Here is a 22,535-nt window from a genome sequence, read left to right on the forward strand (position 1 = left end):
GCCTCCGTGGGGGATCTTGAGCAGGGCATCTACGAGCATCTGATCACGCAGGAACTGGCACAGCGGCTTCAAGGCGTTGACCAAGCACTTGTCCAGGACGACAAGCTTGACCCGGCCGACTCGCACGACGTGCTTGCTCGCCACCTCGCCGCCCTCGCACGGCGAGCGCTGCTCGCGGTCGGCGGCGGGGAGGACAAGCTCGCCAGGCAGGTCGGCCTGGCCAACCGCATCGCTGCGCACATCGCCCAGGCCGAGCCGCGCGCCGTCACGGCCGACGACCAGGTGGCAGATGCTCAACGCCTGCTGCACGCCATCGCCGCCCCGCCCACCCCGCCAGCCGCGCCGGTCTTCCCGGTCCGCCCGTCCACGCCACTGTCCACCGGCGCGCTGCTGGTCAACGGGCGGCACCAGCCGCGGATCGGGCACGAGGTCGGCCACGAGATGGCCTCGGCGGACGCGGTGGACCTGCTCTGCGCGTTCATCAAGTGGCACGGGCTGCGCATCATCGAGCCGGCGCTCACCGACCTCATCGCCCGAGGTGGTCGGGTGCGCGTCATCACGACGACGTATCTGGGTGCGACCGATCAACGGGCGATCGACCGGCTCGCCGAGCTTGGCGCCGAGGTCAAGGTTTCCTACGAGACGCGGACCACCCGCCTGCACGCCAAAGCGTGGCTGTTCCGCCGCACCAACGGCACCACCACCGCGTACGTCGGCTCGTCGAACCTGTCGAAGGCCGCGCTTGTCGACGGCGTGGAGTGGAACGTGCGCATCTCGAACCTGGAGCAGCCGCACGTCATCGACACGTTCGAGGCGACGTTCGCCGACTACTGGAACGATTCGGCGTTCGAGACGTACGACCCGGCGCGGGACGCCGAGCGGCTGCGCGTCGCGCTGCGCGGGGAGCGCGCCGACGAGGCACCGACCGAGATCGCGAACCTGGACGTGCGGCCGTTCCCGTACCAACAGGAGGTGTTGAACGATCTCGACGCCGAACGGCTGGTGCACGGGCGTTGGCGGAATCTCGTAGTGATGGCTACCGGCACCGGCAAGACGGTGGTGGCGGCGTTGGACTACCGCCGGCTCCAGCGGGCCGGGCACGTCAACTCGCTGCTCTTCGTCGCGCACCAGGAGCAGATCCTGCGGCAGAGCCGGTCGGTGTTCCGCCAGGTGATGGGCGACGGCGCCTTCGGGGAGACGCTTGTCGGCGGCGACCGGCCGCAGGGCTGGAAGCACGTGTTCGCGTCGATCCAGTCGCTTTCCCGGCAGGAGTTCGCCCCCGAGGCGTACGACATGGTGATCGTGGACGAGTTCCATCACGCCGAAGCGCCGACGTACACGCGGTTGTTGGAGCGGCTTCGGCCGCGCGTACTCCTGGGGCTGACCGCGACCCCCGACCGGAGCGACGGCGGGGACGTGCGGCGGTGGTTCGACGGCCGCGCGTCGGTGGAGTTGCACCTGTGGGAGGCGTTGGAGCGGCAGTTGCTCGCGCCGTTTCAGTATTTCGGGCTGCACGACGAGGTCGATCTGACGCGGGTGCGGTGGAAGCGCGGGCAGGGCTACGACAAGGCCGACCTGGACGGCGTCTACACCGGCAACCACGCGCGGGCGCGACTCATCCTGCACGCGGTCAACCGGATCGCCGACGTCGGGCGGATGCGGGCGCTCGGCTTCTGCGTCAGCATCGGGCACGCCGAGTTCATGGCCGGCTGGTTCACCCGGCACGGCGTACCGGCGGCGGCGGTGACCTCGACGCTCGACCGCGGCGAACGGCACACGCTTATCGACCGGTTCCGCAAGCGGGAGCTGCGGGTGCTGTTCACAGTCGACCTGTTCAACGAAGGCGTCGACCTGCCGATGGTCGACACGATCCTCATGCTGCGGCCCACCGAGAGCGCAACCATCTTCCTGCAACAGCTCGGCCGGGGGCTGCGGCTGGACGACGACAAGCCGTGCCTGACCGTGCTCGACTTCATCGGCGGGCAGCACGCCAACTTCCGCTTCGACCTGCGGTGGCGGGCGCTGGCCGGCGTCAGCCGGCGGGCCGTCGAATCGGCCGTACGGGAGGACTTCCCGTCTCTGCCCAGCGGCTGCCACATCGAGCTGGACCGGGTGGCGAAGGACATCGTGCTCGCCAACCTGAAATCGGCGCTGCCCACGTCGAAGAACGCCCTGGTGGGCGAGTTGAGGCAGCTCGGCGACGTGAGCCTGCCCGCCTTCCTACGGGAGACGGGCCTGGAGATCGAGGACATCTACCGGTCGGCAAGCGTCGGCGGCTGGGCGGGACTACGGCGCCTCGCCGGTCTCGACCCTGCCCCGGGCGGGCCGGAGGATCGGGATCTCGGCCGGGCCATCGGCCGGATGCTGCATGTGGACGACGTGGATCGGTTGGACCTCATGGGCCAGGTCGCGGCCGGGCAGCGGCCCGCAGCGGGGCGACTGCTCGACATGCTGCACTTCAGCCTCTGGGGACCGTCGACGCCGTTGGCCGAGCGCGATGCCCGACTTGAGCGGCTCCGGGCGCAGCCGGCGCGCTGCGCGGAGTTGCGGCAGGTCGCCGAGGTGCTGCGCGATCGGATCCGCCGGGTCACCGAGCGGCCCGCCTCTCAGCGGGTGCCGTTGCGGGTGCACGCCCGCTACAGCCGCAACGAAGCGTGCGCGGCGTTCGGAATGACGAACCCGGGGTCGCTGCGTGAGGGCGTGAAGTGGTTGCCGGACGAGCAGGCGGACCTCTTCTTCGTCACGCTGGTCAAGTCGGCGGAGCACTACTCGCCGACCACGATGTATGCCGACCGCGCCATCACCGATCGGCTGTTCCAGTGGGAGTCACAGAGCACCACCTCGTCCGCGTCGGCGACCGGGTGGCGGTATGTCGACCACGTCGCCCAGGGGTCGACGGTGCATCTGTTCGTGCGGGAGACGCGGATCGCCGACCGTGACCTGGGCGCGCCGCCGTACCTGTACGCCGGGCCGATGACGTACCGGGAGCACAGCGGCGACCGGCCGATGCGGATCCTCTGGGAGCTTGGATGCCCGCTGCCCGCTGACGTTTATGCGGCTGCTCGGGCGATCGCAGCCTGATTGATCGCGCCTCGCGGAGGGGATTGCATTCGCGGTCTGCTGGCATCATCGACGCGTACGTTGATGTCAGACAGCAGTGGTACTACGGATACCAGCCGAGGGGAGGTGCGTGAGTGATCGTCATCGACCACGGCAACCTGCTGACCGCCGACGCCGAGGCCCTGGTGAACACGGTCAACACGGTGGGCGTCATGGGCAAGGGCATCGCCCTCCAGTTCAAGCGCGCCTACCCGGCGAACTACACCGCCTACCGAGCGGCCTGCGCGGCTCGACAGGTCAAGCTGGGCGAAATGTTCGTCTTCGACTCGGCCCGCCTAGGTCCGCGCCGATATGTGATCAACTTCCCGACGAAAGGTCACTGGCGAGCCAACTCGCGGATCCAGGACATCCGCTCCGGGCTGGCGGACCTGGTTCGTGTGCTGCGCCAGAGAGAGATCACGTCGGTGGCGATTCCAGCGCTCGGCTGCGGCAACGGCGGTCTGGACTGGGCCGAGGTTAGACCCGTGATCGAAGAGGCGTTCGCCGAGCTTCCCGAGGTCCGGGTGCTGCTGTTCCCTCCTGAAGGTGCGCCCGATCCCGGCGACATGCCGGTGGCCACGGAGAAGCCCGCGCTCACTCCTGGCCGAGCGGCGCTGCTTCGCGCCATCGAGCGTTACGTCGAACGCGCCCGTGCCCTCGAACCGCGCGACGGCGTCACCGTTCTGGAGATTCAGAAGATCGCCTACTTCCTCCAGGTGCTCGGCCAACCGCTGCGTCTCAATTTCACCAGAGGGCGCTACGGCCCCTATGCGGAGAGCCTCAATCACGTCCTCGACCGGATCGAGGGCCACTACCTCACCGGCTTCGGCGACCGATCAGCCAGAGTCGAGGAACTTCAACCGGTCCGTCTGGTCGACAGCACGGCCGACGATATCTCCGCCTGGTTCGCCGCACATCCCGCTCCGGTCGCGCTGCTGGACCGCTTCGCGCAGCTCGTCGACGGTTTCGAAGCGCCATACAGCCTGGAATTGTTGGCGACGGTGCACTACGCCGCCGAGCTGCACCCACCGGCCGTCGACATCGACGAGTTGGTCGATCGGGTGCGGACGTGGAGCGGCCGAAAGGCTCGGCTCTTCACGTCTGCTCACATCCGGATGGCCCACGACCGGTTGCAGGAAGTTGGCCTCCTGGCTCAACGCCCGGGGCAGGCTGTTGGAGGCGCAACTCACCGAGCTGCGCCGGATCTGGCGCGGTGAGCCCTTCCGGTGGGCGGCGCCGCTCGCCTGGGCCGGCAGGCTGGTGCGCACGGTCCACGACGAGTGGGCCGTCGCCGGGCGCAGCGGCCGTCCCGGCGAGAGCCGATTCTCGCTGAGGCGGACCGTCCTCAGCCCTCGTCCGCGCCCACCGGCTCCGCCGCCGCGTGCCGTCCCCCACCGTTAGGCCGCTCGTCCCCGTGCCCCGGCCACCACGCCTTGTGCCCGATCAACCCCGTCAACGCCGGCACGAAGAACATCGACATCACGAACGCCGACAGCACGATCCCGATCGCCACCGCGAACCCCATCTGCTGGAGGAACGAGATCGGCGCGAGCATCAGCACCCCGAACGTGCCGGCCAGGATCAGCCCGGCCGCGGCCACCGTCGGCCCGGCGTGCTCCACCCCGATCGCCGCCGCCTGGTGCGGTTCGTGGCCCTCCCGGGCCTCCTCGCGTAGTCGGGCGATCATCAGGATGTTGTAGTCGGTGCCGATCGCCACCACGAACAGGTAGAGGGTGATCGGGAGCTGGAACGTGACGCCCGGGTTGCCCTGGAGCCCCTGGAACACGTAGACGGTCGCGCCGAGCGTGGCCGCGAAGTTGAGCAGCACGGCGATCACCAGGTAGATCGGCGCGACGAGGCTGCGCAGCAGCAGCGCGAGGATCAACGCGATCAGGCCGGCGGCCACCGGCAGGATCACCGACAGGTCCCGGTTGTTGGCCGAGTTGATGTCGGCGAAGATCGCGGTCGGCCCGCCGACAAGTGCCTTCGTACCCGATGGGGCCCGGTCGTGCAGCGCGTCGCGCAGGTCGTCGCGGACCAGGTTGATCGCCTCGTTGGAGACCGGGTTCTCGTCGAGCAGCAGGTTGATCCGGGCGACGCTCGGGTCGGTGGTGCTGCGCTCCGGCGGCTGCACCCGGGCCACGCCCGGCGCGTCGGCCGACGCGGCGGCGAAGTCGTTGACCTGCTGGTCGGTGAGCGGGGTGCCGTTGCCGGTGGTCAGGTAGACCTCGGTGGGGGCGAGCGCACCGGCGGCGAACCCGCGCTGGAGGTCCTTGGCGGCGCGCGCCGACTCGGTGTCCTGCGGGAAGCCGGCGCTGAAGTCGTAGTCGGCCTGATAGCTGAGCACCCCGGCGGCGAGCGCGACGAGCAGCGCGCCGGAGGCCGCGGCCACCACGGCGGGCCGGCGCCCGACGACGCCGCCGAGCCGCCGGGACAGGCTCGCCTTCGGGGTACGCTGCCACGCCTTCGACGGCCAGAACACCCACCGGCCGAGCAGCGACACGATCGCCGGGATCAGGGTCAGCGAGGTGACCAGCATGACGCCGACGGCGATGGCGAGCGCCGGGCCGAGCGAGCCGAAGAAGCCGAGTGAGGCGAGCAGCAGCACCAGGAACGCGACGATGACCGCGCCGGCGGCGGACGTGATGACCTCGCCGACCCGCTGCACCGTGACGATCATCGCGGTGCGCTTGTCGTCGCCGGCGCGCAGCCGCTCGCGGTAGCGGAACAGCAGGAACAGGATGTAGTCGGTGCCGATGCCGAACAGCACGATCAGCAGGATGGTCTGCAGATCCTGGCTGACGTTGAGGTCGAACGCCTTGCCGGCGGCGGCGACCAGGCCGGTGGTGACGGACATGACCACGCTGATCACCACGACCGGCAGCAGCGCGGCGATCGGGCTGCGGAAGATGATCAGGATCAGTCCGATGATCAGGATGATGGTGGCGACGCCGACGATCGCGAACGCCGAGTTGAACGTCTCCTCGTTGTCGACGAAGCTGGCCACGTCGCCGGCCACCCCCGCGGTCAGGCCGCTGCCGGCCAGCTCCGGGCCGAGGGCGGCGCGCAGGTCGCGTACGGCGTCGAGCAGTTTCGGGTCGTCGGGGCGCTCGGCGTCCAGACCGACGGAGATGATCTGCACCGACCGGTCCGGCGCGACGGCCTGCGGCCCGGTGAGATAGCCGGAGGTCTGCGGGATGTTCCGCCCCTTGAGCGCCTGGGCGAGCTGCCCGACGCGCGCCTCGTCGGCCGCGGTGAGCGGCTTGCCGTCGGCGCGCTTGACCACGACGGTGGCGGTGGCGGTCGCCGCCTGCGGGAACGCCTCGGTGGCCAGCTCGGTCGCCTGCACCGACTCGTAGGAGCGCGGCAGGAAGCTCTCCTGGTCGGCGGAGGTGATGTCGCTCAGCGACGGGCTGGTGACCACGATCGCGATCGCGGCGAGCACCCAGCCACCGATTACCCACCAGGCCTTGCCGACGACGAACCTGCCCAGCCGCTCGAACATCGTTCCCCCGTGTGTTCGACTGTGTCCCGCGTATCCTACCGGCGGTGAGCAATCCTTTTCGGACGGCGCGCGCGGGGGTGCTGGCGGCGTGGCTGCTGGCGACCGTGTCGGTCCCACTGCTGTTCTTCGCGTGGACCCACCGCTGGGAGGAGGACCCGCAGGTCGCACCCGCGCTGTGGTGGCCCGTGCTCGCGTCACCGGTGCTCGCCGCCGTGGTCGCGGCCGGTCAGCGGCGGCATAGCGGCCCCGCCGGCCCGGCGCTCGCGGTCGCCACGTCCACACTGGTCACGGCCGTGCTGCTGGGCGCGTCGCTGGCCTTCTTCCGCTGGGTGGCGCCGCTGACCGGCGAGGCCCGCTGGGGGCGGGCGCTGCTCGGCGGCCTGGCGCTCGCCGTGGTCGGGGCCCTGATCGGGTACGCCGCCGGCGGGCTTCTGCCGCGCCGGGCCCGTCCGGCGTCGCGGCGCGGCTACCTGGTCGGCGGGCTCGCCGTCGTGTTCGGGGCGCTGCTGGCGCAGTCCGCGGTCCGGCTCGGCGCCGAGGGCAGCACGAGCGGGCTGGTCCCGAGCGAGTACGGCGGAACGGGCCCCTACGCCACGTCGGCCGGGCGGGTCACGGTGCCGGCGCCCGGGGCGTACGCGATCTTCGGGGTGGGTGACGCCCCGGCGGGCGCGGACTGCCGGCTCACCGACGCCGCCTCGACGGTCCGGGTGGCCGAGCCGGTCTCCGTGCCGCCCGGCAACTTCGGCGGTGACGCCACCGCGTTCGCCTGGGTCGCATCGGTCCGGTTGCCGGCGGCCGGCGCGTGGACGCTGGAGTGCCGGTCGTCGGACCCGCAGGCGTCCTACGTGCTCAGTGAGGTGCCCCGGGTGCGGGGCGCGGTCGGCGCGCTGATCCACTGGCCGGTGGGCGTGATCTGGCTGCTCGGCGCGCTTCCCGGCCTGCTGATCGGCGCGGACACCGCCCGGCGGCGGCGCACCGGCCGCCGTCCGGGTGGGACCGGGTCCGGGGGTGCGTCCGCGCCGCCGGACGAGGTCACGGGCGGGGGTGCGGTCGGTGCGCCGGGAAGTGTCGTAGCCGGCTCGTAGCCTGGCGGGGTCATCGGCGATCAGCGGGAGGCGACGTGCTCGACCACTTCTCCGTAGCGGTGCGCGACCTGACGGCCAGCGCCGCCTTCTACGACACGGTGCTCGCCCCGCTGGGCGGCCGGCGGATCATGGAGCCCGGCCCGATCGGCTACGGCGTCGACGCACCCGACTTCTGGGTCGAGCCCGCGCCGGCCGACCCCGCCCCGGCGCCGGTGCACATCGCGTTCACCGCGCCCGACCGGGCCGCCGTGCGGGCCTTCCACGACGCGGCGGTGGCGGCCGGCGCCGAGGTGCTGCACGCGCCGAAGCTGTGGCCGGAATACCACGCCAACTACTACGGCGCGTTCGTGCGCGACCCCGACGGCAACAACGTCGAGGCGGTCTGCCACCGGCCCGAGTGACCCGCCGGCCGGCGGGAGGCAGGATGGACCTGTGGAGATCGAGCCGGTCGAGCACGCGCCCGCGCGCGTCATCCGCCGGGCCTGGCTGGCGCAGCGCTGGCACGACCTGACGTTCCTGCACCGGGCAGTCCCCCGCACGGGCCAGTCTTGCCGGGAGCGGTGTCGCTCAGCGGCCCGGTTCGGCCCGATCCGGCCGGCCAGTGGTCCATGATCGACACCAGCTCGGGGAGGTGGCTGAATCGACTGCTCCGGATACCGCCACTTCGCCGAACTGGCGAAGCAGGCGCGGGCGAGGCGACCCGGGCAAGGAGGGCCGGGCGGCAGGCCGGATCGAGGGCGGTCAGGGCAGCGGGTCGTGGGTGCCGCGCGGGACGCCCGGGCGGCAGCGGCGTACCCGCTCGGCGGCCATCCGTCCGCCCACCGCCAGCCCGTGCCGTTCCACGGCGGCCAGCCCGTAGGCGCTGCACGTCGGCGTGTAGCGGCAGGTTCCGGGCCAGCGCTGCGACAGCCACCGCCGGTAGCCGAGGATGGCAGCCCGCCCGGCCCGGTCCACCACCGGGGTGCGCGCGATGCCGGCGGTCACCGAGCCGAGGGTGAGCAACGTCGAGAAGAGTCCGAGGTCGCAGCACCCCGGGCCGTCACAGTCGAGCAGGTCGCAGTCGCAGTCGCACCAGTCCCGGTGCTTCTTCTTGTGGCGTCGCTTCCGCATGATCACGCCGCCATGGTGCGACACTCCCGCCAGCGGAGGCTCCAGCCGACCGGAACGGGTCCGGTGGGGTCGGGTCGGTGGGCGGCCGGCACCCTAGCGTCGAGGGCGTAACCAGGAAGGAGCATCGGGTGCTGGATCGGCTCAACCAGGCCATGGACCACCTCGAACAGCGGCTCGACCAGCCGCTCGACGTGGCCGCGCTGGCCCGGGTCGCCTGCGTGTCGGAGCACCACTTCCGGCGGCTGTTCTCGGCGCTGGCCGGGATGCCGCTGTCGGAGTACGTGCGCCGCCGCCGACTCACAGTGGCCGCCGCCGACGTGCTCGCCGGTCGGGAGCCGCTGCTCGACGTGGCGGTCCGCTGGGGGTACGGCTCGAACGAGGCGTTCGCCCGCGCGTTCCGGGCGGTGCACGGCGTCGGCCCGGCCGAGGCCCGCCGCGCCGGGTCGGTGCTGCGGTCCCAGCCCCGGATGTCCTTCCGACTCGTCGTCGAAGGGAGCACCAGCATGGACTACCGAATCGTGACCAAGGACGCCTTCCACCTCGCCGGGGTGAAGGCGCGGGTGCCGCTGGTGCACGAGGGGATGAACCCGCACATCGTGGCGTTCCTCAAGAGCGTGGACCCGGAGACCGTACGCCGGATCGAGGCGCTCTCCGACCAGGAACCGCGCGGCATCGTGAACGTCAGCGACGACCTGGCCGGTTCCCGGGCGGAGGGCACCGAGCTGGACTACTGGCATGGCGTGGTGACCGGTGCCGAGGTGCCGGACGGTCTGGACAGCCTGCCGGTGCAGGCCGGCGACTGGGCGGTGTTCCGCAGCTCCGGGGCGTTCCCACAGGCGTTGCAGCACCTGTGGCGTGACGTGTTCACCCAGTGGTTCCCGTCGAACCCGTACGAGATCCGGCCCGGGCCGGAGATCTCCCGGGTGCGGATCGCCGAGAGCGGCGACACGGCCGACGCGGAGCTGTGGATCCCGGTGCGCCGGGTCTAGCGACGCGCCTCGGCGGCGGCCTGCGCCAACGCGGCCGGCACGTCGGGTGCGTGGTAGGGGTGTTCGCTCGGTTCGATGCCGGCGAGGAACATCGCGTACACGGCGGCCAGCCGCAGCGGCGCGACCGGCCGGAGCAGGTCGAGCGCCCGGCGTGGGTCGCAGCCGGGCGCGTCGGCCCGCCACCGGTCGGCCCACGCGGCGACCAGCCGGGCGGCGGCGGGCGCGTCGAGGCCCTCGGTGAGGCGCAGGATGTCGAACGCGGGGTGGCCGACGAACGCGTCCGCCCAGTCGATGACCACCGGGTGGGCGCCGTCGCCGCGCACGTTGCCGGGGTGCAGGTCGCCGTGCGCGAGCGTGTCGGGCAGCCCACACTCGCGGACCCGCCGCAGCCGTTCGTCGAGCCCGTCGAGGAGCCCGGCGGCGACGGACACGTCGTGCCCGGCCAGCCGCGCCCGGACCCACTCCGCCAGCCGCCACCTGCGAAGATCGGGCACGCCGCCCCCGACCAGCCGGTCCACCGCCCCCACCGAGCGCACCTGCACCGCGTGGTGCGCCGCCGCGATACCCGCCCGCTCCGCCTCCCCGGCCCCGTACCGGTCCTCCCCCGCCACGTGCTCCAGCAACACCCGTCCCTCCCCGTCCGCCGCCAGCACCACCGGCCCCGCGCCGACGATCGAGGAGCTTGTGTCGTCAGCGAGATCGACACGGACACGAACCCCTTGGTCAACGGGATGGCCGGGGCGGGTCAGCCAGGTCAGGACCGTGGGTTCGTGGTGGGCGAACGGGGGGAGCTGTTTCAGCCAGGCGGCACCGTGCGCGGTGTCCAGGCGCCAGATCGCGGAGAGGTTCCAGGTGCGCTGCTGCGCCACGGCGGTCACCCGGCGGCCGAGGCGGCGCAGCTCGCCGGTGGCCCAGGCGACGCTGCGCGCCGGGCCGCCCGGCTCCGCCCACGGCTGGCGCAGCGGATGCGGCGCGAGGTCCACCGTCGCCCATCCCGGGGGTACGCCGAGGCGGGCGACGTCGCGTTCCGGCGTGCCGGGCCCGGCGGGGCCGCGTTCCGGCGTGCCGTGCCCGGCGGGGCCGCGTTCCGGCGTGCCGTGCCCGGCGGGCGGGCCGAGGGGCTGGGCCAGGTAGCGGACGTGGCCGCCGGGTGGATGCGGGCGGTCGGCGTCGAGCAGCCGCAGCACGGCCACGTCGACGCCGTGCCGGCTGCGGGCACCGTCGACGACCGAGGCCACCTGCTGCCACCACGGTTCCGGCACCTCGAACGGGGGCAGCGCGCCGAGCGGCCGGCCGGCGGCGTCGACCAGGAGCAGGTTCACGGTGCGGGACACAGCCGGGACGGTAGCCGCGCACCCCTACGGGAGGCGAGCGGATTCTTCCGGGAGCGGCACGGGGCCGATCCTGTTAACAGGGGGCCCCGCCTATACCGAAAGCGTTAACAGGGGGCCCCTCCTTACACCTCAGCTTCGGAGGGTGCGGCGCAGCCCCTGGTGACCGGCGCACACGTCACGCTGCCCGCCGGTGCGACTGATCATGCCGTCGCGGCACTGCACCAGCCAGCCCCGGCCGGACCAGAAGCCGGGCACGCACTCGAACCAGTCGCACACCCCGGCCGCCGGCGTGCGGATCTTCTCGCCGCCGCAGAAGTCGTACCCGAAGGGGTTCGGTGGGGCGCCGCAGCGGCGCTCGACGACCGGCTGCGGGTCGGGGCTGCCCGGCGCGGACCGACTGCGGCGCGGTTGCGGGCTGGCGCTGGGGCGGGCTTCGACGGCGGGGGTGACCGTCGGCGGTGCGGGCGTGGCGGTGGCCGCCGGGGTGGCGGCGGCGGCGCGCTCCGACCCGGCGCGGGTGGACGGGTTGGACTCGACGAGTGTCGCCGGCACGGCCAGCGCGAGCGCCGCACCGACCGCGACGGTCCGCCGGCCGCCCGGCACCCGCGCGGAGATTCGGGCCTGCGCCGGGGTGAGCACCGCTGGGCGTTGCGGGCGCAGCTCAGCGTGTTCGGCAAGCAGCTCGTCCAGTTCGGCGACGACCGCCGCGCGTTGCTCGATCGCGTCGGCGAAGGCCAGCGTGAGCGTGAACCGGAAGTCGGCCACCGCGCCGGTGGGCAGCAGCAGGCCCGAGGTGCGCCGCCGGTCCAGCACCTGGATCAGGGTGACCGGCGCGGCCGGGTCGTGGGACAGCCCGGTCATCCGGCCGTACGTCCAGTCGCGCCGGCCCCGTCCGCCGAGCAGCACGAGACGCCGGTTGGTGAGCACGGCCAGGCCGGCGTCGACGACCTTGACCCCCTCGGGGCGGCGCGGGCGCAGCATCGGCGGGTCCGGGTCGACGGTCAGGTCGGGTGCCGGCAGCACGGCGGTGTGCCGCACCTCGACCAGTTGCGCGGCCGGCAGCGTCCAGAAGACCACCTCGCCGGGGGCCAGTTCCATCGGCAGGCCGACGCCGGCCCGGACCGACCCGTGGAAGGAAACCGCGAGGGTACGCAGGCGGCGCAGCTCGTCGTCGCGGCGTTGCCATGCCTCGTCGGCGGCGCGGAACGCGCGCTGCCGCCGTTCGTTCTGCCGGTGCGCCCACCGGTAACGCCATGTGGAACCCGTCGAATCAGTCATCGCCACGCCGACTCCTCCGCCGCGCGAGCCCACCAATCGGGGTGTCACCGGGATCAACGGCCGGGCAGGGGTACGAAGACACGCGAAAGTCACTAATTCGACCGATTGGCTGATTGACCAGCTGGATCAGGTGAATCCCGTGCGTCGATTCACCTTTCGCGCCGGCCCGCTTCCGGGGGCTTCGCTTCGTCATGCGGGTCGCCGGACTCGTCGGTAACGTCAGCCGCAGGCCGGGGACCGGTGTCCCCGGCGGCGAGCGGAGGTGCACCGGTGGGCGACCCGACCGTCGTGCTGGGCGTGGACATCGGCACCACCAGCAGCAAGGCGGTCGCGTTCGACACCGACGGCCGGCAGCTCGCCAGCCACTCGATCGGCTATCCGCTCCAGGAGCCGCACCCGGGCTGGGCCGAGCAGGATCCGGACGTCATCTACCAGGCCGTGCTCGGGGTGATCCGCACGGTCGTCGACGAGCTGGCGGAGCCGGTCGCCGGCCTGTCCTTCAGCACCGCCATGCACAGCCTGATCGGGCTGGACGCCGACGGCAACCCGCTCACCCCGTCGATCACCTGGGCCGACTCCCGGGCCAGCGCGCAGGCGGAGCGGCTGCGCGCCGCGCCGTCCGGGCTGGCCCTGCACCGGCGCACCGGCACCCCCGTGCACCCGATGGCGCCGCTGTCCAAGCTGGTCTGGTTCGCCGAGCAGGAGCCGAAGCTGCACGAGCGGGTCTCGCACTGGGTCGGCATCAAGGACCTCGTCCTGCGTCGGCTGGCCGAGGCGCTGGTCACCGACCATTCGGTCGCCTCGGCCACCGGCCTGATGGACATCCACAAGCTGTCCTGGGACGCCGAGGCGCTGCGCCTCGCCGGCATCACCGAGGAGCAGCTTCCCCAGCTCGTCCCCACCACGCACGTGCTGCCCGGGCTGACCGCCGACGCCGCCCGGGCCACCGGCCTGCCGGCGAGCACCCCGCTGGTGGTGGGCGCCGGCGACGGCCCGCTGGCCAACCTCGGGCTCGGCGCGGTACGCCCCGGCGTGGTCGCCTGTTCGATCGGCACCAGCGGCGCGATGCGGGTGATGGTGGAACGCCCCGGCGTGGACCCGCTCGGTGGCGTCTTCTGTTATGCGTTGACCGAGGACCGGTGGGTCGTCGGCGGCGCGATCAACAACGGCGGGATCGTGCTCCAGTGGGCCCACGACGCGCTCGCCCCGGAGCTGGGCGAGGACGCCGAGGAGGAGCTGCTCGGCCTGGCCGCGCAGGCACCGGTCGGCTCCGGCGGGCTGATCATGCTGCCGTACCTGCTCAGTGAGCGGGCACCGCACTGGAGCGCGCTGCCGCGCGGCGCGTACATCGGGTTGACCCACGGCCACGGCCGCCCGCATCTGGTGCGGGCCGCGCTGGAGGGGGTCTGCCAGCAGCTCGCGCTGGTCCTGGCGTCGGTCCGCGCGGCCGGCAACGAGGTGCGCGAGGTCCGCGCCAGCGGTGGTTTCGCCCGCAGCCCGCTGTGGCGGCAGATCCTCGCCGACGCGCTGGGCATGCCGGTGCGCTTCCCGGCCGGGCACGAGGGCTCCGGCTTCGGCGCCGCGCTGCTCGGCATGCAGGCGCTCGGCCTGATCTCCTCGGTCGAGGTCGCCGCCGACCTGGTCCGGATCGAGGAGACGGTCCGCCCCGACCCCGCCTCCGCCGCCACCTACGCGGCGCTGCTGCCGCTCTTCTCCGAGCTGTACGACGCGCTCGTGCCCACGTTCGCGTCGCTGCGACGGCTGGCTCCGAGCCTGCCGCCGGAGCCGTCACCGACCGCCCCTCCCCGTTGACCAACCAGAGGTCGTGATCGACGTGGTAACACTGCTCGCCGCACCGGCGGAACCACTCACGGACGCCGGCAACACCCAACTCGTCATCGCCGCCCTGCTGGGCATCGCCGCGGTGGTGCTGCTGATCGCCTGGGCCAAGGTGCACCCGTTCCTGGCGTTGATCCTCGGCGCCGCGGTGCTGGGCGTGGCCGCCGGTGTCTCCGCCGACAAGATCGTCACTTCGTTCAGTGGCGGGGTCGGCTCGACGGTCGGCGGGGTCGGCCTGCTGATCGCGCTCGGCGCGATGATCGGCGGCATGCTGGCCGAGTCGGGCGGGGCGGACGGCATCGTCGCACGGGTGGTCGGCCGGGTCTCCGGCGGCGCGCTGCCCTGGGCCATGGCCGGGGTGGCCGCGCTCATCGGCCTGCCCCTCTTCTTCGAGGTCGGTGTGGTGCTGCTGGTGCCGATCGTGCTGCTGGTCTCCCGCCGGGTCAACGTGCCGCTCATGAAGATCGGCATTCCGGCGCTGGCCGGGTTGTCCGTGCTGCACGGACTGGTGCCGCCGCACCCGGGCCCACTGGTGGCGATCGACGCGCTCGGCGCGAACCTCGGCCAGACGCTGGCGTTCGGCCTGCTGGTGGCGATCCCCACGGTGATCGTCGCCGGTCCGGTCTTCGGCACCTTCATCGCCCGCTACGTGCCGGCCAGCGCACCGGAGGCGCTGCTGCCCACCCGTCGCGACATGGCGGTCGGCGGTGACCGCAGCCCCACCCGCCCCGGGGGCGGCCGGGTCGACGCCGACGGCGACCTGGTCGCCGAGGACGACCTCGTCAATCCGGGCACCGGGCGTCCGGGCGCGTCGATCGACGAGCCGGTCGGGCCGCGGTCCCGCCGCGCGCCCGCGCTCTGGGCCGCCGTGGTCACCGTGCTGCTGCCGGTGGTGCTGATGCTGCTGCGGGCCATCGGCGAGCTGACCCTGAACGAGGACACCACCGGCCGCAAGGCGTTGGACATCGCCGGCACCCCGATCGTCGCGCTGCTCGCCGGCGTCATCTTCGCCATGATCTTCCTGGGTTACCGCAGCGGCTTCAGCCGCAGCCAGGTCTCCGGGTTCCTGGGCGGCTCGCTGCCGGCGATCGCCGGCATCCTGCTGATCGTCGCCGCCGGCGGCGGTTTCAAGCAGGTGCTCGTCGACGCCGGCGTGGGCAACCTGGTCGCGGACGCGGCCGAGGGCGCCAACCTGTCGCCGCTGCTGCTGGGTTGGCTGGTCGCGGTCGGCATCCGGGTCGCCACCGGCTCGGCCACCGTCGCCACCATCACCGCCGCCGGCATCGTCGCGCCGCTGGCCGGCACGCTCCAGGGCCCCGAGGTGGCGCTGCTGGCCCTGGCGGTCGGCTGCGGGTCGCTGTTCTTCTCGCACGTCAACGACGCCGGATTCTGGCTGGTGAAGGAATACTTCGGATTGACCGTGGGGCAGACCATCAAGAGCTGGTCGGTGATGGAGACCATCATCTCGGTGGTCGGTTTCCTCGGCGTCCTCCTGCTCGACGTCTTCGTCTAGCCGGCCGCCGCCCCCGCCCGCCGGCCGGGCGGATGTTCGCCCGCGACTGCCTTTGGAGCTGATATCACCAACGACTCAGCCTCGGTCACCCCGATCCGCCGCCGAGGGCTGGATGGAGCAGCGCGGGCAGCGCGAGCAGCGCGGGCAGCGCGGGCAGCGCGGGCAGCGCGGGCAGCACGGGCAGCGCGGGCAGCACGGGCAGCACGGGCAGCACGGGCAGCACGGGCAGCACGGGCAGCGCGGGCAGCGCGGGCAGCGCGGGCAGCGCGGGCAGCGCGGGCAGCGCGGGCAGCGCGGGCAGCGCGGGCAGCGCGGGCAGCGGCTGGTGATATCACCAACGACTCAGCTCTAGAGGGAGGCCGAAGCATCCACTGCCGGAGACCCGGCGACGTGGACGAGTTGGCGGGGCCCACCGCGGAAGGCGTCGGCCAGGGCGGTCAGCGGCCAAGGTAAGCGGAGGCCAAGATGAGCGGGGGCCAAGATGAGCGGGAGCCGAGGCGGCCAAGGAAACCGGGGCGCGGTCAGGGCGCCTCGACGCCGGAGATGCGGAACTTGTGCACCTCGGCACCGAGTATCGCCGTTACCTGGTCGGCGTCCGGGCCGGAACCGCGGAATGCGAGCAGTTGCTCGTCGGACTCCCACCGCTCGTACACGTTGATCCGGCCCGGCTCGACCAGGTCGGCGCTGACCGCGAAGTCGACACAACCGGGTGCGGCGCGGGCCGCGCGGACCGCCTCCGCGCAGGACGCCAGGTAGGCGTCCCGCCGGGCCGGATCGACGTAGAGGGTGCCGGCGACGATGAGCATGCCGGTCATCGTGCCAGGAATGCCGGCGATGCCGGGTCAGGCCCGGCTGATCGCGTTGGCGTGGATCGCCTCGTTCAGGTAGACCGCCATCCCGGGCCGGATGGTCTCGAAGTACGCGGTGAACCGCGGGTCCGCCACGTACATGTCGGCCAGCCCGGTGTGCAGCTCCAGTGGGCAGTCGTACCACCACTCGGTGATGAGCTGCCGGTGCTCCTCGGCCAGCGCCATCGCCTCCGGCCCGTCGGCCGGTGCGCCGGAGTCCATCAGCGCGGCGAACCGTCGGCCCCAGTCCTCGTTCTGCTCCTTGTTGCGCAGCCAGTCCTCCTTCGAGTAACCGCTGGCCCGCTCCTGCGACTGCCGGTACGCCTCGGTGTCGCCCCAGCGCCGCTCGACCTCCTCGGCGTGCTCGTCCGGGTTGAAGTCCCCGAACACCTCGAAACGCTCCTCCGGCGTCAACCGAATCCCCAACTTCCTCGCCTCCATCGCGCGCTCGATCGCCGTCACCATCTCCCGGAGCTTGCTGATCCGGCCCGACAGCAGCTCGTGCTGCCGGCTCAGGTGCGCCACCGGGTCGGCGGCCGGGTCGTCCAGGATCTCGGCGATCTCGTCCAGCGGGAACCCCAGCTCACGGTAGTAGCGGATGAGCTGCAGGCGGTCCAGGTCCCCGTCGTCGTAGCAGCGGTAGCCCGCCGGTGTCCGCCCGCCCGGCCGCAGCAGCCCGATCTCGTCGTAGTGGTGCAGCGTGCGGACCGTCACCCGGGCCGCCCGCGCCACCTGTCCCACCGTGTACGCCATGGTTCCCTCCCTTCCGCGACCCAGGCTCCCGCCTCCCGCAGCGTGAGGGTCAAGTCAGTTGGTGAAACTCTCCTGCGCCAGCGCGGGCAGCAGGTCGGGCAGGGCGGTCGGACGGCCGTACCGCCAGCCCTGGCCCTGCCGGCAGCCGATCGCGGTGACCGCCGCGTGCTGCGCGCCGGTCTCCACCCCCTCGGCCACCACCGCCAGGTCGAACGCGCCGGCCAGCCGGTTGACCATCTCCACCGTGGCGTACGCGCGGGCGTCGCCGACCCCCAACCGGGACACGAAGGACCTGTCGATCTTCAGCTCGGTGGCCGGGATCCGGTGCAGGTAGCTCAGCGACGAGTAACCGGTGCCGAAGTCGTCGATGGCGATGCGGATGCCCAGGTCACGCAGTTGGGCCAGCCGGTCGAGCACCGCCTCGCTGCCCTCGATCAGCGCCGACTCGGTGAGTTCGAGCGTGAGCGCCCGGGGCGGCAGGCCGGCCGCGCCCATCGCGCCGGTGACGGTGGCGATCAGGTCGGGCCGGCACAGGTGGGTGGCGGCGATGTTGACCGCCACAGTCACCTCGGGCGCCCGCTCGCGCCAGGTCGCCGCCGCCCGACACGCCTCGTGGATCACCCACCGGTCGATGGCCAGGATCAGCCCGGTCTCCTCGGCCAGCGGCAGGAACCTCGCCGGGGGGAGCACGCCGAGGCGGGGATGCCGCCAGCGGACCAACGCCTCGGCGCTGCGTACCGTGCCGGTGGCCAGGTCGACGATGGGCTGGAACTCCATCAGCAACTGGCCCTCGTCGACCGCGCGGCGCAGGTCGGCGATCAGTTCGGCCCGACCGACCGCCGACTCGCGCAGTTGCGGCGTGCAGGTCCGCCAGGCGGACTTGCCGGCCGCCTTCGCCGCGTACATGGCGATGTCGGCGTCGCGGAGCAGGTCGGTGTGCGAGCTGTGCTGCGGGCCGTACTCGGCGATGCCGATGCTTGCCGACGGATGGACGCCCAGGTCCTCCTCGCCGGGCAGCGGCTCGAGCGCGGCGAGCAGCCGGACCGCGAGCCGCTCGGGCGGCACCGGGCGGTCACCGGCGACCAGCACCGCGAACTCGTCGCCGCCGAGCCGCGCGATCATCCCGTCCGGGCCGACCGCGTCCCGCATGCGCTCCGCGGTGGTGGTGAGCAGGCGATCCCCGGCGGCGTGCCCGAACCGGTCGTTCACCTGCTTAAAGCCGTCGAGGTCGAGCAGCACCACGGCGACCGGCCCGTCCTCGCGCAACGCGCGGCGCAGCCGCCGGATGAAGGTCAGCCGGTTGGGCAGGCCGGTGAGCTGGTCGGAGTAGGCGAGCCGGCGCAGCCGGGCGACCAGCCGCAGGTTCTCGTTGGCGGCCAGCCCCTGACGCAGCGCGAGCACCCCGAGCAGCGCCATCATGCCGATGAAGACCAGGTGCGGGGTCTGCCCGGTGGGCCGGCGGGACATCATCACCGCGACGATCGCGCCGCCCACCGGCAGGTACGGCAGCGCGACCCGCCACCACGGCGGCAGCGGCGACTCACCGGCGTCGTCCTCGGAGGCCGCGCCGCCCGGCGGTGGGTAGCGGGTGGCGAGGCCGACCAGCAGGTAGCTCAACGGCCAGCAGACGTCGACCGGGTGCCCCGCGACGTAGCTGCCGTGCGCGACGAGGGAGACGTAGACCGCGTCGGCGCCGGCCCGGATCGCCAGACCGGCACCGATCACGGTGAGCGCCCGCCACATCTGCCGGCCCGGCCCGGCGACCGCCACCAGGATGGTGAGCTGCATCAGGTCGAACATCGGGTAGAGCAGCCCGAACGTGCGCAGCGGGTCGGACAGGTCGGCGTCGGCGAGGTCGCGGAACACCACCACCCAGCCGACCGGGATCAGGGCCAGCGCGACGATCACGCCGTCGAGCAGCGTGCGGGCCTGCCCGACCAGGCTGCGCGGGCCGGCCCGGGAGCAGAGCAGCGCGGCGGTGCCGGTGACGATGCCGGCGGCGAAGAGCGCGCCGACCAGCGGGGTGTGCGGCAGGTCGATCCCGCCGAGACGTTCGACAGTCCACACCGCGCGCCCCAGCGCGGCGAGGACCATGGTGACCGCGAGCAGCCCCCAGAACCGCCGCAACGCCAGCGGGTGCCGGCGGGCCGCGCCGACGCAGAGCACCGCCGCCCAGCTCGACACCGCCATCGCGCCCAGGTCGCTGACCAGGGCCGCCCCGGGCAGGGCGGCGACGAGCCAGACCATCTCCCCGAGAACGACGACGGCGGCCGCGACGAGTCCGACACGGCCGGCGAGCGGGTGACGTGCCGGCGCCGCGACGGCGAGGCTCACGTCGTGCTGGTGGACAACGATGCGCTCCGGCTCTCTTCCAGACGTGCACCCTCGGCGACGAGGACCGGACGACGGACGACGAACGGCGCAAGCCTAGTCAGCGCCGGGGGCCGCCGCCAGAGTCGTCCGCTGTCGGTCACCGGACGGCCCCGCCGCTACTCCTCGTGCTGCTCCGGTGGGCCGCCGTGCGTCCACGGTGTCTCCTCCGGCGCCGGGAACACGCCACCCGGCAGGAAGCCGTCCGACAGGCTGGTCAGGCAGATCCGCTCCCCCACCTCCGGCACGCTGCCCACCGGCGCGGTCAAGCCCCGCCCCATCCCGCCGGACAACTCCAGCACCAGAGCGGTCCTGCCGTCCGCGCCCGGCGTCACGAACACCACAGTGGCCTTCTGCCCCGGCCGGGCCGGCGAGTACAACGTCGCGCCCACCGGCATCGGCACCACCTCGGTGGTCACCACCTGGATCCGGGGCCGCAGCACCGGCCGTTTCCCCGAGTCGTCCACCCGCTTCGGGTCGGCGAGCGTCACCTCACCCACGAACGCCTCCCCGGCCAGCCGGTGCTCGGCCATCACCAGCGGATCGTCGTACGCCCGCTGCACCGTCCACGAGGTCAGCGCCCGCTCCAGCCGCTGCAACCGCGACGCCGCCGCCACCGCGCCGTCGCGACGCGGCTGCGGACCGCCGCCGGCGTCCACATGCTCGGCGTACGCGGTGAACGCGTCCCGGTCACCGGCCCACCGGCCGGCCACCCGCGCGCCGGGCGGCAACGCCCGCAACAGCCCGACGCCGCGCCACATCAGCTCCCAGGTCGGCGCGAGCTGGTCGCGCAGCAGGCCGCAAAGCTCGGCGTACGCGGTGGCGCGGGCGGTCGCGTCGTCCCCGGCACCCGCGTACGCCTCGATCGCCGGGGCGAGCCGGTGATTGTCGAAGTCCGGGTCGGTGGCCGGCCCGGCCGGTGGGACGAGCGCCGGATCCTCGGCCCGGGCCGCCGCCTCGGCGCCGGTCGACCCGACCGGCGGGTCCAGCCAGCCCAGCACCGCCGGCAGGTGCAGATCCTCCACCGCGCTCTGCCCGGTCGCCCAGTGCAGCGTCAGCGCGTCGGTGAGCGCCAGCAACGCCGCCGAGCCGGGCTGCTCGGCGCGCTCGGCGAAGAACGTCAACCAGCGGCCCAGCAGCGGCACCGACGGGTGCACCGGATGCTCGCCGTCCGGGCGGCGGAACCGCGTGGACCGGCCGAACAGCCGCAGGAACGTGATCCCGGCCGGGTTCGGCACCAGCAGTTGCGGCGCGTCGACGTACCGGTGGCGGACGTCGCGGCCCCGGTCCACCGCCACCGCCTCGGTCGCGCCGCGCAACGAGTCCAGGTAGGGCAGCAGCACGCCGGCCAGCTCGGCGGCGAACGCGAAGCGCTGGTCCCGGTTGCGCGGCTGCGGCACCACCAGCAGCCGGGCCTCGTCCGGCGCGGCGCCGACCAGGGCGGCCAGCGGAGCGTTCGCCTCACCCGCCAGCGCCAGCGGCACCAGCACCAGCGGCCGGTCCGACAGGTGCAGGTGCCGGACCGTGGCCACCGGCTGGGCCCGCCCGGCGGCGACCGCCTGCGCTTGGGCCAGCGCGCGCAGCGTACTCATGCCGGGTTCTCGGCGAGGGCGTCGGCGCGCAGGCGCGCGGCGGTCCGCAGCAGCGCGGCGGCCTCCGCCTGCTCCGGCTCGGGGGCGCGTACGCCCTCGGCGAGCGCCAGCACGTCCGCCACCTCGACCACGCCGCCCAGCGCCTCCCGGACCGGCCGGCCCAGCGCCCCGGTGTGGCCGCGCGCCTCGTGCCGGCAGAAGTAGGCCAGCTCGCAGACGGCCAGGCAGTCCGGGGCGTAGCGGGCCGGCACCCGGCGCAGCGCGGCGGCCAGCGCCGCCGGGTCGGCGGTGGGGTCGGCGGTGAACCCGACCGGCACGGTCGCCAGCAGGTCGTCCACCCGGGCCATCCGGGCCAACTGGCGGCGCAGCACCAGCAACTGCTTGCGCACGTCGAGCAGGCTCGCCACCGGCCGGTTGCCGAAGTCGCGCGGGCAGATCAGCACCACCTCGTGCGCGACCAGCTCCGGATCGCGCCCCTCGGCGGCGAGCAGTTCCCGCAGCGCCAGCACGTAGACCGCCGACTGGATGGCGGCGGCGGCCACCTTCGCCGGATCGGCCTGCCCGTCGATCAGCGGGAACGACTTGATCTCCACCACGTGGTACCGGCCGGCCAGCCGGGCCGCGACCAGGTCCGGCTCCAGGTGCACCCGCCGGCCCGCCACGTCCAGCCCGAGCAGCGGATGGTCGAACAGCGCCGGGCCGTCGCCGCTCGCGGTCAACGCCGCCCGGGAGCGCTCCGGCCGGTCGTCGTCGCCGCCCAGGTCGGTCCAGGTCGCGCCCGCCGGCACCGGCACGCCGAGCCGCTCCGCCACCAGGCGCAGCAGTTCCCCGCCGCCGTCCGCCTTGAGCTGGGCCTCGAACGCATTGCCCCGGGTGATCGCGAAGCGGGACCGCCCGAAGCGGGCCGGGAAGCCCAACCGTTGCGCCAGCGCCGGCTTGTCCACGCCGGCGCTGTCCAGCACGGCACGCCGGGTGCAACCGGGGTTGCCGGTCAGCGCCGCGACGGTGCGGGCGTTGTGCCGTCGTGGCGGCCCTCCACCCCGAATCTCCCCCAGCCGATCTTCCACCCCTGGAGTGTAAGGAGGGGCCCCCTGTTAACGCCTCCGGTAGAGGAGGGGCCCCTTGTTATTGACGAGTTGCCCAAATGTGCCGTGATCGTTGGGTGTGTATGGGTGTGGTGGTGCGTGATGCGCGGTCGCTTTCCCCGGCGGCGCAGGAGG

Annotated in this window: 17 protein-coding genes; 7 read left to right on the forward strand and 10 right to left on the reverse strand. The window is 73.2% G+C overall.

Annotated elements, in window-relative coordinates; all coding sequences use genetic code 11:
- The first annotated feature begins 6 nt into the window (after positions 1-6).
- Positions 7-3,081: a DUF3427 domain-containing protein gene (locus AB0H28_RS08260; RefSeq protein WP_358035890.1), complete on the forward strand. Its 3,075-nt coding sequence runs from the start codon at positions 7-9 to the stop codon at positions 3,079-3,081.
- 113 nt (positions 3,082-3,194) lie between these two features.
- Positions 3,195-4,316 carry a macro domain-containing protein gene (locus AB0H28_RS08265; protein WP_358035892.1) on the forward strand — a complete coding sequence of 374 codons (1,122 nt, stop codon included), beginning with the start codon at positions 3,195-3,197 and terminating at the stop codon, positions 4,314-4,316.
- Between the two features lie 128 nt (positions 4,317-4,444).
- Here the strand turns inward: AB0H28_RS08265 and AB0H28_RS08270 are convergent, their stop codons facing one another.
- Positions 4,445-6,604 (reverse strand): MMPL family transporter, encoded by a 2,160-nt coding sequence (locus AB0H28_RS08270; RefSeq protein WP_358035894.1) that lies wholly within the window; start codon positions 6,602-6,604, stop codon positions 4,445-4,447.
- Between the two features lie 44 nt (positions 6,605-6,648).
- Between AB0H28_RS08270 and AB0H28_RS08275 the strand changes: the two genes are divergently transcribed.
- Both AB0H28_RS08275 and AB0H28_RS08280 read left to right on the forward strand, forming a co-directional pair.
- Complete coding sequence (locus tag AB0H28_RS08275) at positions 6,649-7,689, forward strand: hypothetical protein (RefSeq protein ID WP_358035896.1); 1,041 nt, start codon at positions 6,649-6,651, stop codon at positions 7,687-7,689.
- Between the two features lie 35 nt (positions 7,690-7,724).
- On the forward strand, positions 7,725-8,090 hold the full coding sequence (locus AB0H28_RS08280; protein WP_358035898.1) for a VOC family protein: 366 nt from the start codon (positions 7,725-7,727) through the stop codon (positions 8,088-8,090).
- Between the two features lie 340 nt (positions 8,091-8,430).
- On the opposite strand, the gene yidD is transcribed toward AB0H28_RS08280, so the two are convergent.
- Entirely contained in the window at positions 8,431-8,799 is a 369-nt protein-coding gene (yidD, locus tag AB0H28_RS08285; protein WP_358035970.1) for a membrane protein insertion efficiency factor YidD, read from the reverse strand.
- A gap of 128 nt (positions 8,800-8,927) precedes the next feature.
- Here yidD and AB0H28_RS08290 point away from each other — a divergent pair, with 128 nt between their 5' ends.
- A complete protein-coding gene (locus AB0H28_RS08290; RefSeq protein WP_358035900.1) occupies positions 8,928-9,788 on the forward strand; it encodes an AraC family transcriptional regulator in 861 nt (286 codons plus the stop codon).
- Here AB0H28_RS08290 and AB0H28_RS08295 read toward each other — a convergent pair.
- Positions 9,785-11,122, reverse strand: a complete 1,338-nt coding sequence (locus tag AB0H28_RS08295) for a phosphotransferase (protein WP_358035902.1) — start codon at positions 11,120-11,122, stop codon at positions 9,785-9,787. The two genes, AB0H28_RS08290 and AB0H28_RS08295, sit on opposite strands and share 4 nt — an antisense overlap.
- A gap of 129 nt (positions 11,123-11,251) precedes the next feature.
- Positions 11,252-12,406 carry a hypothetical protein gene (locus AB0H28_RS08300; protein ID WP_358035904.1) on the reverse strand — a complete coding sequence of 385 codons (1,155 nt, stop codon included), beginning with the start codon at positions 12,404-12,406 and terminating at the stop codon, positions 11,252-11,254.
- A 264-nt stretch (positions 12,407-12,670) separates the two neighbouring features.
- Between AB0H28_RS08300 and AB0H28_RS08305 the strand changes: the two genes are divergently transcribed.
- Together AB0H28_RS08305 and AB0H28_RS08310 are read left to right on the forward strand one after the other, a co-directional pair.
- On the forward strand, positions 12,671-14,212 hold the full coding sequence (locus AB0H28_RS08305) for a gluconokinase (RefSeq protein ID WP_358035906.1): 1,542 nt from the start codon (positions 12,671-12,673) through the stop codon (positions 14,210-14,212).
- A 22-nt stretch (positions 14,213-14,234) separates the two neighbouring features.
- Entirely contained in the window at positions 14,235-15,752 is a 1,518-nt protein-coding gene (locus tag AB0H28_RS08310; RefSeq protein ID WP_358035972.1) for an SLC13 family permease, read from the forward strand.
- A gap of 85 nt (positions 15,753-15,837) precedes the next feature.
- Here the strand turns inward: AB0H28_RS08310 and AB0H28_RS08315 are convergent, their stop codons facing one another.
- The 6 genes from AB0H28_RS08315 to AB0H28_RS08340 all read right to left on the reverse strand — a co-directional run bounded on the left by AB0H28_RS08315 (position 15,838) and on the right by AB0H28_RS08340 (position 22,382).
- On the reverse strand, positions 15,838-15,975 hold the full coding sequence (locus AB0H28_RS08315; protein ID WP_358035908.1) for a hypothetical protein: 138 nt from the start codon (positions 15,973-15,975) through the stop codon (positions 15,838-15,840).
- A gap of 298 nt (positions 15,976-16,273) precedes the next feature.
- Complete coding sequence (locus AB0H28_RS08320) at positions 16,274-16,558, reverse strand: antibiotic biosynthesis monooxygenase family protein (RefSeq protein ID WP_358035910.1); 285 nt, start codon at positions 16,556-16,558, stop codon at positions 16,274-16,276.
- A gap of 36 nt (positions 16,559-16,594) precedes the next feature.
- Entirely contained in the window at positions 16,595-17,353 is a 759-nt protein-coding gene (locus AB0H28_RS08325) for a MerR family transcriptional regulator (RefSeq protein WP_358035912.1), read from the reverse strand.
- Positions 17,354-17,407: 54 nt separating this feature from the next.
- Positions 17,408-19,687 (reverse strand): EAL domain-containing protein, encoded by a 2,280-nt coding sequence (locus AB0H28_RS08330; RefSeq protein ID WP_358035914.1) that lies wholly within the window; start codon positions 19,685-19,687, stop codon positions 17,408-17,410.
- A 155-nt stretch (positions 19,688-19,842) separates the two neighbouring features.
- Entirely contained in the window at positions 19,843-21,315 is a 1,473-nt protein-coding gene (locus AB0H28_RS08335; RefSeq protein ID WP_358035916.1) for a hypothetical protein, read from the reverse strand.
- Positions 21,312-22,382, reverse strand: a complete 1,071-nt coding sequence (locus tag AB0H28_RS08340) for a hypothetical protein (RefSeq protein ID WP_358035918.1) — start codon at positions 22,380-22,382, stop codon at positions 21,312-21,314. Before AB0H28_RS08340 ends, AB0H28_RS08335 begins: the two co-directional genes overlap by 4 nt.
- Positions 22,383-22,535 lie beyond the last annotated feature (153 nt).

Origin of the sequence: Micromonospora sp. NPDC050980 (assembly GCF_040653835.1) — a bacterium.
GTDB lineage: Bacteria > Actinomycetota > Actinomycetes > Mycobacteriales > Micromonosporaceae > Micromonospora.